Annotated in this window: 11 protein-coding genes; 6 read left to right on the top strand and 5 right to left on the bottom strand. The window is 64.0% G+C overall.

Features of this window, described 5'->3' with window-relative positions:
* Positions 1–54: 54 nt before the first annotated feature.
* The 3 genes from NLM33_RS22640 to NLM33_RS22630 are packed head-to-tail and all read left to right on the top strand — an operon-like array spanning position 55 to position 3,391.
* Positions 55–1,971, top strand: a complete 1,917-nt coding sequence (locus NLM33_RS22640) for an ABC transporter permease (RefSeq protein ID WP_254098887.1) — start codon at positions 55–57, stop codon at positions 1,969–1,971.
* Between the two features lie 44 nt (positions 1,972–2,015).
* The gene (locus NLM33_RS22635; RefSeq protein ID WP_254098885.1) at positions 2,016–2,678 is read left to right on the top strand and encodes an ABC transporter ATP-binding protein; all 663 of its coding nucleotides are present in this window, start codon (positions 2,016–2,018) and stop codon (positions 2,676–2,678) included.
* Positions 2,675–3,391, top strand: coding sequence for an ABC transporter ATP-binding protein (locus tag NLM33_RS22630; RefSeq protein ID WP_254098883.1), 717 nt, complete (start codon positions 2,675–2,677; stop codon positions 3,389–3,391). The genes NLM33_RS22635 and NLM33_RS22630 overlap by 4 nt, the downstream gene beginning before the upstream one ends.
* A gap of 497 nt (positions 3,392–3,888) precedes the next feature.
* Here the strand turns inward: NLM33_RS22630 and NLM33_RS22625 are convergent, their stop codons facing one another.
* A complete protein-coding gene (locus NLM33_RS22625) occupies positions 3,889–5,682 on the bottom strand; it encodes a sigma-54-dependent Fis family transcriptional regulator (protein WP_254098881.1) in 1,794 nt (597 codons plus the stop codon).
* A 305-nt stretch (positions 5,683–5,987) separates the two neighbouring features.
* On the opposite strand from NLM33_RS22625, the gene NLM33_RS22620 reads away from it, so the two are divergent.
* From NLM33_RS22620 to NLM33_RS22610, 3 genes are all read left to right on the top strand, one after another.
* A complete protein-coding gene (locus tag NLM33_RS22620; protein WP_254098879.1) occupies positions 5,988–7,553 on the top strand; it encodes a benzaldehyde dehydrogenase in 1,566 nt (521 codons plus the stop codon).
* Positions 7,554–7,637: 84 nt separating this feature from the next.
* Positions 7,638–8,738: an NAD(P)-dependent alcohol dehydrogenase gene (locus NLM33_RS22615; RefSeq protein ID WP_254098877.1), complete on the top strand. Its 1,101-nt coding sequence runs from the start codon at positions 7,638–7,640 to the stop codon at positions 8,736–8,738.
* Between the two features lie 17 nt (positions 8,739–8,755).
* Positions 8,756–9,646, top strand: a complete 891-nt coding sequence (locus NLM33_RS22610) for an alpha/beta hydrolase (RefSeq protein ID WP_254098875.1) — start codon at positions 8,756–8,758, stop codon at positions 9,644–9,646.
* Positions 9,647–9,875: 229 nt separating this feature from the next.
* Here the strand turns inward: NLM33_RS22610 and eutC are convergent, their stop codons facing one another.
* From eutC to NLM33_RS22590, 4 genes are read right to left on the bottom strand one after another with little or no spacing between them, the layout of a single operon-like run.
* On the bottom strand, positions 9,876–10,673 hold the full coding sequence (gene eutC, locus NLM33_RS22605; protein ID WP_254098873.1) for an ethanolamine ammonia-lyase subunit EutC: 798 nt from the start codon (positions 10,671–10,673) through the stop codon (positions 9,876–9,878).
* Positions 10,673–12,067: an ethanolamine ammonia-lyase subunit EutB gene (locus tag NLM33_RS22600; protein ID WP_254098871.1), complete on the bottom strand. Its 1,395-nt coding sequence runs from the start codon at positions 12,065–12,067 to the stop codon at positions 10,673–10,675. The genes eutC and NLM33_RS22600 overlap by 1 nt, the downstream gene beginning before the upstream one ends.
* Positions 12,068–12,078: 11 nt before the next feature.
* The gene (locus NLM33_RS22595; protein WP_254098869.1) at positions 12,079–12,909 is read right to left on the bottom strand and encodes an ABC transporter permease; all 831 of its coding nucleotides are present in this window, start codon (positions 12,907–12,909) and stop codon (positions 12,079–12,081) included.
* Positions 12,910–12,915: 6 nt separating this feature from the next.
* On the bottom strand, positions 12,916–14,139 hold the full coding sequence (locus tag NLM33_RS22590; protein WP_254098867.1) for an ABC transporter permease: 1,224 nt from the start codon (positions 14,137–14,139) through the stop codon (positions 12,916–12,918).
* Between the last annotated feature and the right edge of the window lie 10 nt (positions 14,140–14,149).

Here is a 14,149-nt window from a genome sequence, read left to right as displayed (position 1 = left end):
ACCGGTTTCAATCCGCCGAGAGGCCGGGAAGTCAGATCAATTGAGTATGTCATAGTGCCAAATCTCGGTCCTTTCGTCGTTTCCGGGCTCGCTACCGGCGCGGTGTATGCGCTATCGGCAGTTGGAATCGTAGTTCTCTTTCGCGCCTCCGGCGTGGTCAATCTTGCGCAGGGTGCGATAGGCGCACTTTCGGCAATCATCGCCTGGCAAATCGGGAATTCAGGCAGTCCGCCGTGGATCGGGTGGATTGCGGGCATCGCTGCCGCGATCGCGGTTTCACTGGGTTACGGTCGTCTCCTCGCCCCGAGAGTGGCCCATAGCGACCCGGTGGTACGTGCAGTGGCCACACTTGGGCTTGCGCTGGTGTTGCTCGGCTTGATGGATTTCTTCTGGGGAGAGTATGGCCGCGTTCTGCGCCTGCCGACCGACAGTCTCGGGATCCGAATCATGGATGTGCGGGTAACCTATACCCGCCTGATCGCCGTCGGACTGACCTGCGTGGTAACGGTCGGCACCATCCTCTTCCTTGGTTGGACTCGCATGGGGCTTGCGATGCGGGCGCTCGCCAATCGACGGGAAATCAGCGCGCTGCTCGGCGTGCCGGTCTTGAAGGTCGATTCCTGGGCCTGGGTCATGTCGGGGCTGATTGCCGGCGTCAGCGGCATCCTGCTCGCCAATCTCGCACGAATGCAACCTCTGTTTCTGACCTTCATGGTCATTCCGGCAATCGCCGCCGCGATCGCCGGTCGCGTCCAGTCGCTCGGTGTCGCGGTCATTGGAGGCTTGGCAATCGGCGCGATAGAAGCGATCGGCACTCCCATTCCCGCTATTGCGTCCTATCGAACGTTGGCGCCGTTCGTCTTCGCTGTTGTCGCCTTGATCTTCTTGCAGCGTCACGGACAGCCGCTGATCGCTGGTGGAATAGGGTTGGGCGCCGACGATATACGCTCCGTCAGCGTTCGGGGGAATTCGCGCCTTGGGACGCTTGTGGGGATCGTCGCCGGGGTGATCATAGCCCTTGTGGTGGCCCTCGCGACACCCGAGCTCGCGAGCTCTTATTGGCTGCGGGTGCTGACGGCCTCCTTGATCCTGGCGCTCGGCTCGCTCGCCACCGGGATTCTCTATGCGCAATTGGGTATGGTTTCGCTGTGCCAGTTCGCACTGGTGGGCGTCGGCGGTTGGGTGGCGCTGCGCACTTGGCACGCGATTCACTGGCCGTTCGAGCTGTCGCTCCTGTGCGGCGGCATCGGGGCGGCGCTGTTCGGCCTGATCTTTGGATTGCCAGCACTCCGCATGCGTGGTCTCTACCTCGCGTTGGCGACCTTGATGATCGCCGGCGGATTCCAGGTGGTGATTACCGCCATTGATTTCCCCGACGGCGGCGTGGGTTTCATCGGCAAGGTCTACAACGGGCCGCGTCTTTATATGGGCCGTCCCCAGTTCGCGACGACAGATGCCGGCTATTTTCGCTATTGCCTCGCTACGCTCGTCGCTGCCTATCTCATCGTCGTAGGGCATCAGCGCTCGCGAGTCGGGCGTGCCTGGGCGATGATGCGTCGGAGCGAAGCATGCGCACTATCTGCCAGCGTCAACATCGTCGCCTACAAGATTTGGGCCTTCGTGCTTGCCGGCTTCCTTGCAGGCATATGCGGCGGGCTGCTTGCGGGTCTGATCGGCACGCTCGACCTAACCTCGTTTCCGGCGAGCGAATCCATTTTGCTTTTCGCGGTGACGGTTATCGGTGGCGCCTATAGCTGGCTGGGTCCGATTTTGGCGGGCCTGTTGCTGCGGGCTGTTCCCGGCCTCCTCAACGATTGGCACATCGACGGAAATGTCGCGACGATCATATTCGGAGCGGGTCTGCTCCATGCCTTGATCACGGCACCGCGCGGAATTGCGGGTCAGATACTCGATACCGTAGCGCGGATCAGGACATTCGCCGGGGAAGTGGGGCGGGGGAGGGCAGCATGATCGAGATCGATGCTCTCGATGTGAGGTTCGGCGGCGTCAGGGCGTTGAACGCGCTGAGCGCGTCGATCGATGCGCCCATAACTGGCTTGATCGGTCCGAACGGTGCGGGCAAGACGACGTTGCTCAACGTACTGAGCGGCTTCATTACCCCTACCGCCGGACGCGTAACAATCGACGATCACGATATCGCTCGCCTGGCGACGCATCGGCGTTCGGCATTCGGTATCCGCCGCACGTTCCAGACCGAACAAGTGGTACTCAATCTCTCGGTCTGGGACAATGTCGCCGGGATGCTCGATCATGTTCCGTACGGAATGCGCAGCCGTAACGACGTCATCGCCGATGCTCTACGCTATGCGGGACTCTCGGATCGAGCTCACCAGATGGGTGGCGCCCTTGCGATGAGCGACCGCCGCATGGTCGAGATTGCAAGATGCATCGTCGGCGCGCCGAAGATCATCATGATGGACGAGCCCGGGGCGGGTCTGAGCGAGTCGGAATCTGATTTTATGCGTCAGACCATCGTCGGCATCCCGAAATTCTGCGGCGCCCAGGTTCTTCTCGTCGATCATGACGTCGACTTGATCTCGGCGACCTGTGCGAAGACGTTGGTGCTCGATTTCGGTACCATGATCGCCTACGGCCCGGTGGGTGAGACCTTGAAAGATCCTAAGGTGCGTGCCGCCTATCTCGGAGAATCCGCATGACTAATTGCATCCGGATCGAGCGTCTGACAATTGCACGGGGCGGCAAGCAGGTTGTGCATGGCGTCGATCTCGAGATTCCTCCGGGGCAGGTTACGGCCTTGCTTGGCGCAAATGGTGCGGGCAAGAGTTCGCTGGTTCTAGCTGCAGCAGGCGCATTACCCGTCTCGTCCGGCTCCGTGTTGATTGACGGCAAATCAATTGTGGGCCTTAGGCCCGAGCAGGTCCGCCGCCTCGGAGTTGCTGCCGTTCCCGAAGGGCACCACGTGCTTGGTGAGCTATCGGTCATCGATAATCTTCGGGTCGCCGGTCATCATCTGCCAGGCCGCAAGCGCGAGGACGGCATTGAGGATGCGCTCGATACGTTTCCGGAGCTACGCCAGAAGCTCGGCGCGCGCGCCGGATCGCTCTCCGGCGGTCAGCAGCAGATGGTCGTACTTGCCCAGGCCATCGTCGATCGCCCGCGCTATATCCTCGCGGACGAATTGTCGTTTGGGCTTGCTCCGGTGATTGTAGCCCGGCTGGTTCCGGTGATCATTCAACTCGCCGAGAGCGGCGTCGGAGTCCTGCTCATCGAACAGTTCACGCATATCGCGCTGCGAGTGTCCCGTCAGGTCTACGTTATGGAACGAGGCAATATCCGATTCTCCGGCAAGCCGGAGGAGTTAGAGAAAAATCCGGACATCCTTCACAGTGCGTACTTGGCAGTTGGCTGACACGGCCGGACACGGCTCGTAGCGAGCTGAGTGATCGAGAAGGCCTCAAGTATTAGTTCCCGATCTTTCCTTTTCCACGCCCGTCTACGATCATCGAAAGCGCTTGTTGCGCCGTAGCGCGCTTGGCGCGGCGATCGCGCTCCAGCTTTGGCTCTGTCGATGATCGCGGCCCAAGCGGTCGTTAGGTATGGCGTTTCAGGCCGCTGCCTCGAATAGCAATTTGAGATGGATGCATATCCCCGCAACCAAATTGGTGAGAAACCCCAGCAGTCTGAAATGGATTGCTGGGGTTATTTTTTGCGAAATCGACGCCGGCAACTGTTCTTCGGTTCAAATCACCCCGCAACCAAAAGCATCATGCTTCGGTTGGGAAGCGCCAGAGTTTTCCGAAGTCGAACGCAGCGCAACTCGGACACTTCATTTCAGCCGCTCATCGAGGTGCGCGGGGCATAGGTCGAGGCCGTCGGATTGCACAGCGCGGAAGCGACCTCGCGTCGCTATGGCCTCAGGCCGAGACGGCGCAGTCGATAGTCCAGCTTTGGTCTGCTGATCTTCAACAGGCGCGCGGCGGCTGACACGTTGCCGTCCGTTTGGGTCAGCGCGGAGCGATAGGCGGCGACCTCCATCTCTGCAAACGACCCTTCCGCGAACGACGCGCCGCTGTTGAACGCGGCGGTGTCTCTTTCTTCCGTCGACGATGGATCGAGACCGAGCAGCGGCGTGCGGCCCAACCGTCCGTCGCTGGTGAGCTGTATCGAGAAGGGCGGCAGCAGCTCCGAGCCGCTGAAGAGATGGCTGATGTCGATGATGCCGCCGTCGTCGGCATAGACGACGCCGCGCTCGATCAGGTTTTGCAGTTCACGGATGTTGCCGGGATAATCATACTTCAGCAGCGCGTCGGTGGCGCGTCGGCTGAAGCCCGTGAGGTGCCGATCGTGCCGCGCACAATAAATCCCGAGGAAATGTGCCATCAAGAGCGGGATGTCGTCGCGGCGTTCGCGCAGCGGCGGGATGGCGATCGGAAACACGCAGAGCCGGAAATACAGATCCTGCCGGAACCGGCCGGCCGCGACCTCGGCGGTCAGGTCGACATTGGACGCTGCCACCACGCGGACGTCGAGCGAGATGGTCTTGCTGCCGCCGACGCGCTCGATCTTGCGTTCCTGCAGCGCACGCAGCACCTTGCCCTGCGCCGAATAGGTCAATGACGCGATCTCGTCGAGAAACAACGTGCCGCCGGAGGCGCGTTCGAAATAGCCGGCGCGCGAGGCGATGGCGCCGGTATAGGCGCCTTTCTCCACGCCGAACAATTCGGATTCGACGAGCTGCTCCGGGATAGCCGCGCAGTTGATCGCCACGAACGGACCGCTGTTGCGCCGACTCATGGCGTGAAGCTGGCTGGAGAACAGCTCCTTGCCGACCCCGGATTCGCCGATGAACAGCACGGTGGCATCCGTCGCGGCAACGCGTTCGAGCTGGCGGCGGGTGCGGACGAACGCGGCAGAGACGCCGACCGCGACGGTGCTGTCGTCGCCTGAGGGCGGTGCGCTTTGGTCCGCTGCGACCACGGTCTTGCCGACGGCGTGCGCCGGGCGGCTCTTCCATTCCAGCCCGAAATAGTTGCGCTCGGGTGCGTCCTCGCCCCATGCATCGGCGTGCTGGCCGACCACCACGCAGCGCGGCGCGCCCATGCCGGCGCATTCGACCTCGCGGAAGATCACCGGCCAGCCGCACAGTTTGCTGGTGTAGCCGGAGGGATAGCCGACCTGTAGCCAGCAGACCGGTTCGCTGGCGAGGCCGTAGCTTGCGAGGTGCTCGGCGGCTTCCGAGGAATCCTCCCACAGGAACTCGCCGAAATACGTGCACTTGTCGCGGTCGAATTCGAAATGCCGCGTCGTCACCTTGACGAAGCCTTCCAGCGTATGGACGCGCGGCCCGGCCGCGAGCGCGTGGGTGAGGTCCTCGTTCGGGAAGCGCTTCTGGATCAACTCCGCGTCACGCATGCCCTGCATGTAACCGACGCGGGTGAACAGCGCGCGGGCGGTCTCGACCCCGAAGGCGTCGATGATCTCGCTTCGCAGGCGCCCGAGCACCTGCGACTGCATCAGCACCATGCGCTGGTCGTTGAGCCAGATGCGGCCATCGCCGAGCGCGAAGTGCAGCGACTCGGCGAGATCGTTGAAGGTCGGCGCAGCGCCGGTCTCAAGTTCGCTGCTGGCACCGCGGGTGAGAATCCGGGCGGCGCGGCGAGATGCTTCCGCCAGTGAGATCCGGGTTTCACGCTCCGTCACGGGGGCGCCTCGTATTCATGAAATAGTGAAAAGTGATCGATAAGGATTTCATTATCTCATAAATCGTTGAGAACGGAAGCCCTCGTCCGGCCAGGGCCAGCGCACGGCGAGGTTGGCCATAAGTATCTGCCTAAATTCGGGAATTTGGTGAATTTGCGATTCGGGCGGAGCCGCTCCGATTGACTGGCATCGGCCTTGCTCACCACTGAGCCATTCGCGGGAGGAAGCGAGGCAAGAGGACCGGTTCACGGTCTCGAACCAGGAGTGCGGCGTGCCATCAGGTCGCCGTGCGCGGGGCAATTGTCTTGCCTCTCTTTCTCCCCGGCAAGCAGGCCGCGGTCGCAACGACCGTGCCGTCAATCAATCCGCATCGGGCGGAGCGGGAGGATATTTCGATGAACATGCAGGCGCGCGATTTCATTGCCGTCGACCGCTGGCGCGGCAAGGCATTCCTGGGCGAATGGAGCGCCACCGATGGCGGCGTGATGGACATCAGTGATCCGGCAACGCGCGCGGTGCTCGGTTCGGTCGGCATCGCCGATCCAAAGGACATCGCCAGGGCCGCGCGCGAGGCGCGCCAGGCCCAGCCGGCATGGGCTCTGAGGCTGCCGCAGGAGCGCGCGGCAATCCTGAACAAGGCGGCCGATCTGCTCGAGCAGAACGGCGAAGAGCTGATCGGCTGGATCATGCGCGAGAGCGGCTCGATCCAGCCCAAGGCGGCGATCGAGATCGAGCATGGCGCTGGCTTCGTGCGCCACGCGGCGGCGATTGCCATGGAGCCCAACGGGATCCTCCTGCCGTCGATGGAGCCGGGGCGATCCAACACCGCGAAGCGCGTACCCCATGGCGTGGTCGGCGTGATCTCGCCGTTCAACTTCCCGCTGGTGCTGTCGATCCGCGCGATCGCCGCGGCGCTTGCGGTGGGTAACGCCGTGGTCCACAAACCCGATCCCCGTACGGCGGTGTCCGGCGGCATCATCATCGCGCGCATCTTCGAGGATGCCGGCCTGCCGAAGGGCGTGCTGCAGGTCGTGCCGGGCGGCGCTGCGGCGGGGGAAGCGATGTGTGCCGATCCCAACATCGCGATGATCTCCTTCACGGGCTCCGCGGAAGGCGGCAGCAAGGTCGGCGAGGTCGCCGGCCGCCATCTCAAGAAGGTGCAGCTCGAGCTCGGCGGCAAGAATTCGCTGATCGTGCTCGACGATGCCGATGTCGATGTGGCGGCGTCCAATGCCGCCTGGGGGGCGTTCCTGCATCAGGGGCAGATCTGCATGTCGACCGGACTCGTGCTCGCGCATGCGAATATTGCGGAAGCGCTGGCGACGAAGGTCGCCGACAAGGCGCGGCATCTGCCCGCGGGCGATCCGTCGTCAGGGCAGGTTGCGCTCGGTCCCATCATCAGCGATGCGCAGGTCGCGAAGATCCAGGCGATCGTCGACGATGCGGTAGCGAAGGGTGCGCGGCTGCTGGCCGGCGGCAACCATGACGGACGCTATTACCAGGCGACCGTGCTCGCCGGCGTGAAGCCCGGCATGCGCGCGTTCGAGGAGGAAATTTTCGGACCCGTTGCCTGCCTCGTCAGCTTCACCAGCGACGATGAAGCGGTCGAGCTTGCCAATCGCTCCGACTATGGCCTCGCCGCCGGCGTGATTTCCGGCTCGATCGCGCGGGCGCGCGCCGTCGGCGATCGCCTTGCGGTCGGCCAGCTCCACATCAACGACCAGACCGTCAATGGCGGGCCGTTCGCGCCATTCGGCGGGCGCGGCCGTTCCGGCAACGGCAGCCGCATCAGTGGGCCCGCGATCTGGGAGGAGTTCACGCAGTGGGTGTGGACCTCGGAGAAGCCGCAAGCGACGCCGTATCCGTTCTGAACCGTTCCGCAATTCCGCACGGCTTCCGGCGCCTCGCGTGCCGGGAGCCTTCCATTTCAAAACCTCTGACCTCTGGAGACCAGGATGAAGATCCGTGCCGCCGTCGCCCGCGAAAAGGGCGCGCAGCTGAAGCTTGAGACCATCGACCTCGAAGCCCCGCGTCCCGACGAGATCCTCGTCAAGGTGAAGGCCACGGGCGTCTGTCATACCGATCTCGTCGTCCGCGACGGCATGCTGCCGACGCCGCTGCCGGTCGTGCTCGGGCACGAAGGCGCTGGCGTCGTCGAGGCGGTCGGGGCGGGGATCACCAAGGTGAAACCCGGCGATCACGTGGTGATGACGTTCAATTCCTGTGGCGGCTGCCTGAGCTGTCAGGACCATGCCGCCAGCTACTGCCATGAATTCTTCCCACGCAATTTCTTCGCCGCACGCGCCGATGGATCGAGCGCGCTATCGGCGGATGGCGCGCGGATCAACGGCAATTTCTTCGGCCAGTCGTCGTTTGCGACCCACGCGATTTGCCACGAGGTCAATGTGGTGAAGGTCGCGACCGACGTTCCGCTCGAGCTGCTCGGTCCGCTCGCCTGCGGCGTGCAGACCGGCGCCGGCGCTGTGATGAACGCGCTGAAGGTCTCGGCCGGAAAATCCTTCGCTGTGTTCGGATCCGGATCGGTCGGGCTCTCCGCGCTGATGGCGGCGCATGTGGTCGGCGCCACCACCATCATCGCGGTCGACACCAATCCGGCAAGGCTCGAGATCGCGAAATCGCTCGGCGCGACCCATGTGGTCGATCCGCGCCAGGCCAACGCGGTCGAAGAGATCATGCGGATCACCGGCACGGGGGTGAATTTCGCGCTCGACACCACCGGCCTGCCCGCGGTGATCCGCAACGCCGTGGAGAGCCTCGGTCCGCGCGGCGCCTGTGGCATTCTCGGCGCGTCCGGACCGGATGCGGAGATCGTGCTCAACGAGACGCATTTCATGAGCGCCGGCCGCCGCCTGATCGGCATCGTCGAGGGCGATGCCAACCCCGATGTCTTCATCCCGACGCTGATCGATCTCTACCGGCGGGGCCGCTTTCCGTTCGACAAGCTCGTCAGGTTCTACAATTTCGATGAGATCAACGCGGCGATCCACGATTCCGAGACCGGCGCTGCGATCAAGCCGATCGTGCGGATGCACTGAGCGCAAACGGAGGAAACATGTCCAGGCAGCAACTCGACGCGATCTTGCAGATGAGCGCGCAATTCCCGCCGCCGGCCAACGGCAGTCCGGCGGACATGCGCGCCTGGTTCGAGGCGATCAACGCGCAGACGCCGATCCCGGACGGCGCCATGATCGAGCGGGTATCGTCGGGCCCCGTCGGCGGCGATCTGATCCGCTACCCCAATTCGGACGGCAAGCGCCTGATCGTCTATTTCCACGGCGGCGGCTTCTTCTTCGGCTCGTCGCGCTCGCATCGTGTCGTCGCGGCCAATCTGGCGCGTGCGTCCGGCTTCAGCGTTCTCGCCGCCGACTACCGGCTTGCGCCGGAACACCCGGCACCCGCCGCGCATGACGATGCCCTTGCCGTCTATCGATGGGCGCTGGAGCAGGGATTTGCGCCATCCGCGGTCTGCCTGTCGGGCGATTCGGCGGGCGGCAACCTCACGATAGCGACGGCGATGCGGGCCCGCGACGAGGGCTTGCCCATGCCGGGCGCGTTGGTCGTGATGTCGCCGGCGCTCGACTTTACGGGCCAGAGCGAGTCGTTCCGCACCATTGCCGATGCCCCGCTGCTCACCCCGCAACTGACGGAGCTGTTCAAGCAGGTCTATTTCGGCGCCAGCCTGCCGGCGTCGCCCTATCTCGCGCCGCTGAATGGCGACCTGTCGCAACTGCCCGCGACCTTGATCCATGTCGGCTCGTGGGAACTGTTGCGCGACGACAGCGTGCAGCTCGCCGGGCGGCTGCGACAGGCAGGCGGTTCCGCCGAGCTGAAGATCTGGGACGGCATGTGCCATTCCTGGCAGCTGTTCGCGCCGATGCTCGACGAAGGCATGGCCTCGATCGAAGAGGCGGCGGCGTTCGCGCGTGGGCGCCTGGCACCTTGATCCGTCAGGGCGCTCACCGCGCTGGGCGCTGGGCGTGCGAAGACGGCAATCCTCCTCAAATAGCAACCAGGACCGAATGTCGGTATCGGTTGTTGCGCCTCCCCGCAGCCAAGTTCGGATTTTGCCGGATCCGATGAGAAAATGTCCCGCCACGTGCGGGCCGTTTTTGTTTTGGGGTGCACGCACAGGGCCGCCGCCACAAATGGGCTAGGCGGCAGATCTGGTTGGCCTATTCTCGAGGCCCGACCACAGGGATTGCTTCAGCACCCCGCAAATCGTTCAGTTGGACGCCCGTCACGGCATGCTTGAACGCCAGCGCGATCACGCCGACGATCTGCGTGGCCGCGTCTTCCGGCGACAGTCCTGCGGGGCGAATGTTGGAGATGCAATTTCGGCTCGAATCCATCATGCCGATCTGGGGCTGCCACGTGATATAGGCACCGAGCGAGTCAGCCGCCGACAGGCCCGGGCGTTCGCCGATCAGGACGACGACCAGCCTGGCGCCAAGCAGACCACCAATCTCGTCACCGATCGCGACGCGTCCCTGCTCGACGAGAACGAGTGGTCCGATTGTGAGGCCTTGAGCCAACAGGAGCCGCCGCAGATGATCGAGCAACGGCGGAAGGTTGACCTCGATAGCCAATGCTGAGAGGCCGTCTGCGGCGACGATTGCGACATTGTTGCCGCGTTGCTGGCCGTCGATCGCAAGACGTCCCGCGGGCGAAAGGCGGCGCCCCAGATCCGGGCGACGCAGATATTCGGTCCGATCGGCAGCAGCGCTCCGGACCGCAACGACGCTCCAGTCCTGCTCGCGCAGCGATTGCCCGATCGAATCGAAATCAAGCGTGGCATGAACGGCGTCACGGGCGCGCGCATGATCGAGCAGGAACCGCAGGCTGGTGGCAGTCCGTTGGCCGGATCCGGCCCGCCCGAGCGCGATGCGCGCCGGCGTGAAGCGTCGCAGGCGCGCCAGCTTGTCGGTCACTGCGAACTGATCGCTCTGATCTGGCGGGTCGTCGCGCATCATCAGGCCTTCATCGTCTCGATCAGAGCAATGGCCGGACCGATCGCTCCGGACGCCTGCTCGAGCAGACGACCGTCCGTGTCGGTGAGGCCCATCCGCAGCAGCCAATCCTCGAACTCCGGGGCGCATCGCCGGCCGAGAGTCTGGCGGGCGTAGAGGATGTCGTGAAACGCCAGGCTCTGATAATTCAGCATGACGTCGTCGGCGCCGGGGACTGCGATGACGAAGGTGACGCCTGCGGCGCTCAGCAGCGTCAGCAGCGCATCCATGTCGTCCTGATCGGCTTCGGCGTGATTGGTGTAGCAGACGTCGCATCCCATCGGCACGCCGAGCAGTTTGCCGCAAAAATGGTCCTCGAGCCCCGCCCGCGTGATTTCCTTGCCGTTGTAGAGATATTCGGGACCGATGAAGCCGACGACCGTGTTGACGAGCAGCGGCGTGAACCGCCGCGCGATCGCGTAGGCGCGCGCTTCCATCGTCTGTTGGTCCACTCCAAAATTTGCGTCGGCGGACAATGCGCTCCCTTGTCCAGTTTCAAAATACATGACGTTCCGGCCGACCGTGCCGCGCGCCAGCGAAACTGCGGCCTCATGGGCCTCCGCGAGGACGGACAGGCTGATCCCGAATCCTCGATTGGCCTTTTCCGAGCCGGCTATGGATTGAAAGACGAGATCGACCGGGGCGCCGAGATTGATGGCCTGGATCGCGGTCGTGACATGACCGAGACAGCAGGTCTGTGTGGGGACGCCGAGGCGCTCCCGGACATCGTCGAGCAGGCTGACGATCCGCACATAGTCCTGCAGGCTATCGGTTGCGGGATTGACGCCGATCACCGCATCGCCGACTCCGAACAGGAGTCCGTCAAGCAGGCTCGCTGCAATTCCACGGGAATCGTCGGTCGGATGGTTCGGTTGCAGGCGCGTGGAGAGGCGGCCGGGTGAGCCGATCGTGTTGCGGAAAGCCGTCACAACGCTGCACTTGGCGGCGACCGCTATGAGGTCCTGCGCACGCATGATCTTGGACACTGCGGCGGCCATTTCCGGGGTCAGGCCCGGGGCCAGCGCCGTCAGATGGCTCGTCGTGGTCCGCGTGTCGAGCAGCCATTCGCGAAACCCGCCGACGGTCAGATGCGACACCGGTCCGAATGCCGTCAGGTCATGGCTATCGAGGATCAGACGGGAAACCTCGTCGTCCTCATACGGTACGAGATCGACATTCAGGAAGGTCTTGAGAGGGAGATCGGCCAGCACCGTCTGGGCGGCGACACGCTCGATCGCGCTCTGCGCCGCGACGCCGGCCAGAGCATCGCCGGAGCGGGCCGGCGAAGCCTTGGCAAGCAGCGTCTTGAGGTCGTGAAAGGCCCAGCGCGTGCCGCTGATCGTCGTGTGATAAGACATGTGACAAGGCCTCACTCGGCCAGGGCACTGGCGCCTTGGCGCGACCGGCGGGCGAGCAGATTGGCGACGATCAGCAGCAGGATCGACAGGCCCATCATCAACGTAGCGGCCGCCGTGATCGCCGGGCTCAATTGCTCGCGCAGGCCCGTGAACATCTCGAGCGGCAGGGTGCGCTGCTGGGCGTTGGCGAGAAACTGTGCGACGACGACCTCGTCGAAGGAGGTCACAAAGGCGAAGGCGGCGCCAGACAATACGCCGGGCAGGATCAGCGGCAGCATGACCCGACGGAATCCGGTCAGCGGTTTCGCTCCGAGGCTGGACGTCGCCCGCATCAGATTGCGGTCGAACCCCGTGAGACTCGCGCCGACGGTCACCACGACGAAGGGGCTCGCCAGCACGGTGTGGGCGAGGATGATGCCGACATAGGTGTTGGCGAGCCCGATGCGGGCATAGAAGAGATAGGTCCCGACCGCCGTCACGACGACCGGGACGATCAGGGGCGAAATCAGCAACGGCACGACGAACCGCCGGGCCGGGAATTTCGGGTCCGACAAGCCGATCGCGGTCAACGTTCCCAGAAATGTCGCAAGGACGGTCGCGCCCGCGCCGATCAGCAGGCTGTTGCCGATTGCGGCGCGCCAGCGCGGCGTCCCGAGCACGACTTCGTACCAACGTGTCGAAATGCCTGCCAGCGGGAAGGTGAAGAAAGATCCGCTGTTGAAAGAAAGCGGCACGGGCACGAAAATTGGCACGACGAGGAAGATCAGCACCAGGACGCACCAGATCCAAAGCGCGGCGACGCGGATCCGTTCACTGGTGGTCGGGTATGGCGACAACAGCATGGCGCTTCATCCCATCTTGAAGAGGTCGAGACCGAGATAGCGTGTCATCACGACGTACAGGCCGAGCGTAGATGCGAGCAGCACGAAGCTGAGTGCCGCCGCCATTTCCCAGTTCAGCTCGACGTTGACGTAGTTGGCGATGAAATTGCTGATCAACTGGTCGCTGGCGCCGCCGATCAGGACCGGCGTGATGTAATAGCCGAGGCACAGGATGAAGGTGAGCAGGCAGCCGGCCAATACGCCCGGCATGACCTGGGGCAGATAGACCCGCCGAAACACGGTGAAAGGCCGGCCGCCGAGCGATTGGGCCGCCCTGAGTTGCGACGGCTGCACGGCGCGCATCACGCTATAGATCGGCAGAAGCGTGAACGGCAACTGGATGTGCGTCATCGCAATGATGAGACCTGTCCGGCTGTACATCAGCTCGAGGCGGTCCGACGTCACGCCGAGCCAGAGCAACAGGTCGTTGAGAAGGCCGTACTTCTGAAGGATCACGGTCCATGCCGCCGTGCGCACGAGGATCGACGTCCAGAATGGCAGCAACACCAGGACAAGCACGATGCCGGCAATCACGGGCCGCACGTTGGTCATGACGTAGGCGAGCGGAAAAGCGAGCGCCAGCGTCGCCAGCGTAACCAGCGTCGCGATCAGGAAGGTCCGGCCGAAGACCCGGGTGAAGACGGCCTGATCCGCCGGTACCGCGCCGATCGTTCCCTGGTCGGTCCAGCGCAGATCGAAAGCGCTGAGGAGAAAGAACGAGGTGAACCGGTTCGTACCTGCCCGGATCGCCGCCCAGCCTTGTTCTTCGCCCAGAAGCGGCGCGGCCTTGATCATCGCCTCCTTGGTCGCCGTCTGGTCCTGACCGGCGAGGCGCGCCACGCGCAACACCTGGCTGCGCGCGCCGGGCAGGCGGGTGTTGAGGGTTTTGGCGAATTCATAGATCACGCCTGCCGCCTGCGCCTCTTTCAGGTCAGCCGCGAAGGCGCTGAAGACCGGTTCGGCCGGCACGCCTGTGGCGCCGTCTACCCGCAAGGCCGCGATGGTGCGTGGAAGCGCATTGGCGATGGTCGGCTCGTACACGGCGCGCGATAGCAACGCCACGATCGGCGCGCCGAAGCTGAAGGCCAGCAGGAGCAGCAGCGGCGCCGCGAGCGCCAGTGGGCGCAGGCTGTCGCTGCGATCCGTCGCGCTGGTCCGTGTCTTGATGCTAGGCATGGCGATCGACGACATCGACGTCTCC

The sequence above is a fragment of the Bradyrhizobium sp. CCGUVB1N3 genome (genome assembly GCF_024199925.1).
Classification (GTDB): domain Bacteria; phylum Pseudomonadota; class Alphaproteobacteria; order Rhizobiales; family Xanthobacteraceae; genus Bradyrhizobium.
Note: the sequence above shows the minus strand (reverse complement) of the source record. Positions and strands in the feature narration are given on the sequence as shown.